We start from the raw sequence: 3,384 nt of genomic DNA, 5'->3' as shown, positions 1-3,384 counted from the left end.
AAGAGAGAACCACGGAGAATAGAAGAGCGTTTGCAGTATTCCTCTGTGGCGCTCTGTGTAACGTTATTACATTATTATAAACCGGGACTGTGTTTACGTGACGATTGATTCCAAAAAATCACTACTGATTTCGGCAGGCTTTCACGGGGTGCTGATTCTGCTGTTTTTGCTGATTCAGGTCCGTCCCTCCCTTAATGTGCCCGAGTACGTCGAGATGTCCTTTGTCGGGGCTGCCGTCAGCTCACAGCCCGGCCGTACACGCGGAAAAACGCTTCCGGTCAAGAAAGAAGCCGCGCCTCCGGCTGTCCAGCGAGCGACTTCCACTCCGAAGCAGGAAATCGTCCGCCTCCCCAAACGCCGGATGAGTGAAGAGGAAGAACCCTTTTTGCGCGTAAAGGAAGAAAATAAAATCGCCGTGCAAAGCGAAACGCCCATTCTCCCGGAAGAAAAAACGAATCCCCAAAATGAAGAACTCCCTCCCGGTTTGCCCCAACAGACCCCTGTTACGGGTCAAAAGGGTCTTCCCGTCCCTGCCAATCTCGAATCCAATCAACAAAAAGAAACGCCCCCGCTTGTCCCGGGAGCTTCAGAGGAAGCCAATCATTTATTCAAGATTGAAGGGGAAGCATCCAGACGGCGCGTCTTGTCCAAGGTTATTCCGACTTACCCGAAGGGCTACCACGGAGAGGGAATCATTAAACTTCGCTTTCGTATTCTTCCAAACGGACTGGTTACGGACATTGTTCCCATCCTGAAAGGGGACGCTGTTCTCGAACGGGTCACAATTGAAGCCTTTCAGCAATGGCGGTTTGATCCGATCCCGGAAAACAAGCCCCAAAAAACGGTGGCAGGGGTAATTACATTCCGCTATGTTCTTAAATAAAACAGGCCCAGAATCAATGAACATTCTGCGCCTGTTTTCACGCCTCATCTCCCGGATATGAAAATCCGGGATAATTATTTTTACACGTCTACAATTTCGTAATCGTGTGTAATGTCTGCGGTTTTTTCCAGCATGGCCGTAACCGAACAATATTTATTTTGAGAAAGATTGATAGCCATTTCCAAATCTTTCGGATTCAAATCCTTCCCGTGAAAAATAAAATGCAAATGAATTTTTGTGTACACCTTTGGGTGGGTATCGGCGCGTTTCGAGTCAACCGTTATTTCCAGGTCGTGAAGATTGACCCGCCGCTTTTTCAGAATGGACACCACATCTGCTCCCGTGCAACCCGCCAGAGAAAGAAGCACCATTTCCATGGGGCGCGTTCCGGCATTGTGTCCCCCAAATTCCTCACTTCCATCCATCACCACCCAGTGATTGGAATCCCCTTTTGCAGCAAAACTAATTCCCTTAATCTGTTTCAGATACACTCCCATTCAAGCTCTCCTTTACATCATTTTAAACCATTTTTCTTTTGACAAATTGATGTTAAAAATAATATGATTTTCTCTTAATTTCAATTAAAATGTCCACAGCCCGAAATCACCGCCCCTATCCCCCGCTCATGAATACACTAATCGGTCGGAGGGGTTTAATATTTTCCGTGACAATTTTAATGGTCGCGGCGATCGGAACGGCCAGAATCATTCCCACAATGCCCCACAGATAGCCCCAGAAAATCAAGAATAAAATCACCACCAGGGGACTTAAGTCCAGGCGTTTCCCCAGAAATTTGGGTTCCACAAAATTTCCCATGGTCATCTGGATCACAAGAAGGCTGATGGTAATCCACAGCGGCCGCATGAGAGAATCGAATTGAAGCAGGGCCAGCAGAATCGGCGGCAGGGTTGCAATGGTGGATCCGATGTTGGGGATAAAATTCAGCATAAAGGTTAACATTCCCCAGACCAGGGCAAAATCAACCCCAAAAGCCAGCAGCACCACGGTGGCCAGAACTCCCGTCAGGAGACTGATGATCGTTTTAACAATCAGATATTCCTGGATTTGATCATTGATATTCTTGACAGTGACCATCACCCGATCCGTTCCCTGAGATTCAAATGCCCGGCGGACACGGTCGTAAAAAGAATCCCTTCCGAGAAGGATGTAAATCATGAACAACAGGACGATAAACACATTGGCCAGAAATTGAAAAAACGAGCCGATGCCGCTTGAAATGTAGGACGGCAGAGAGAGACCGGTAATGGCCCGCCGCCAATCGACATTGTTCAAATAGGAATTCAGGTCTTCCAGCGGAATGTTAAACCACTGCAAAATATGTTGAAACATAGTCGTGAATTTGGCCTCATACTTGGGCAATTCATTTGAGAATGAGCTAAAACTGGCGTACACCATTACTCCCAGGAGAAACAGAAAAGCAAAGGTGAGCAATAGAACAATTAAAACGGCAATTCCCTTTGGAATTTTAATTTTGCGCAACCATTCCACCAGAGGGTCCAGCAAAATCGAAAGAAAAACGGCTACAAAAAACGGCTTTAGAATGCTGCTCAAATAATAAAACACAAACCCAAGAGCAACCAGAACCAAAATCCCCAAAAATGAGACGGTTATTTTTGAATGATTCACTCAAATACTCCCGATTAAGATTTGCAAATCTGCAACCCAATACCCTATTTCGTTTACAGATTAACTTTTAAAATATAAAAAATAGCATCATCAAAAGCGAGAAGAATTTTCCACCGGCTTAATTTCTTCAAATTGCGAAAATCGGGCTTTCATTTATTCCGTTACTGAAAATACCCACCTTATAAAAATTTATTCGAACTTTTTGCCGTTTTATTCGTCTAAATAGAAAATTGCTGCCAGAATAACGTGAATTGTTTTTCATTTCTTACCTGACATCAAAAACAATCTAAATGGACATGCGTCTCTTAACATCCCACATAAAAAAACTATTAAATCGTTTATTCAATTTTTTGTATCACCACAAAAAATTAAGCCTCTCTCTCATGGCCGTGCTTTTTCTTCTCTTTTTCTACGAACTTTTTTCGCCCCCCAAATCGACACAAGCCTCAGCAGAAACCCATTTTCAAAAGGTTCGAAAGGACACCCTTTTTACGGATCTCGTACTCAGCGGAGAGCTGCATTCGAGCGAGGCCATCTCCCTTGATTCCCCCATGGAATGGCAGTACAGCCTTCAAATCCTTTACCTCATTCCGGAAGGACGCCGCGTTTCCACAGGCGACACCCTTTTGAAATTTGATACCGCCAAACTGCAGGTTGTTTTACTGGACAAAAAGCGGGAGCTGCAAAAAAAGATGGCCAGTTTGCGCGAGTTAAAGCTGAGTCAAAAGCTCAAAATGGAACAACTGCGCGACCAACTGAAACTGGCCGAATACAATCTCGAGGCCGCTAAACTAAGAGTTCAAAATTCCAGATTCGAATCCGACGTCACCCAAAAGCAGGCTGCTATTAATCTG

4 protein-coding genes are annotated in these 3,384 nt (G+C 44.9%); 2 read left to right on the top strand and 2 right to left on the bottom strand.

What is annotated here, in order from left to right; all coding sequences use genetic code 11:
- Positions 1–97 precede the first annotated feature (97 nt).
- Positions 98–883: a hypothetical protein gene (locus GXO76_04835; GenBank protein ID NOY77176.1), complete on the top strand. Its 786-nt coding sequence runs from the start codon at positions 98–100 to the stop codon at positions 881–883.
- An 80-nt stretch (positions 884–963) separates the two neighbouring features.
- On the opposite strand, the gene GXO76_04830 is transcribed toward GXO76_04835, so the two are convergent.
- Positions 964–1,380, bottom strand: a complete 417-nt coding sequence (locus GXO76_04830; GenBank protein NOY77175.1) for an OsmC family protein — start codon at positions 1,378–1,380, stop codon at positions 964–966.
- Positions 1,381–1,495: 115 nt separating this feature from the next.
- Positions 1,496–2,530, bottom strand: coding sequence for an AI-2E family transporter (locus GXO76_04825; GenBank protein NOY77174.1), 1,035 nt, complete (start codon positions 2,528–2,530; stop codon positions 1,496–1,498).
- Between the two features lie 383 nt (positions 2,531–2,913).
- Between GXO76_04825 and GXO76_04820 the strand changes: the two genes are divergently transcribed.
- The coding region (locus tag GXO76_04820) for a hypothetical protein (protein ID NOY77173.1) at positions 2,914–3,384 on the top strand (471 nt) is incomplete at its 3' end.

It is taken from the genome of Calditrichota bacterium (assembly GCA_013151735.1).
In the GTDB taxonomy this organism is placed as follows: domain Bacteria; phylum Zhuqueibacterota; class JdFR-76; order JdFR-76; family BMS3Abin05; genus BMS3Abin05.
The sequence above is the reverse complement of the archived record's forward strand: the minus strand, read 5'-3'. Positions and strand labels throughout refer to the sequence as shown.

Bases quoted from the DNA above. Each gene is read 5' to 3' on its own strand.
- GXO76_04830 (NOY77175.1), bottom strand. From the start codon at position 1,380: ATGGGAGTGTATCTGAAACAGATTAAGGGAATTAGTTTTGCTGCAAAA.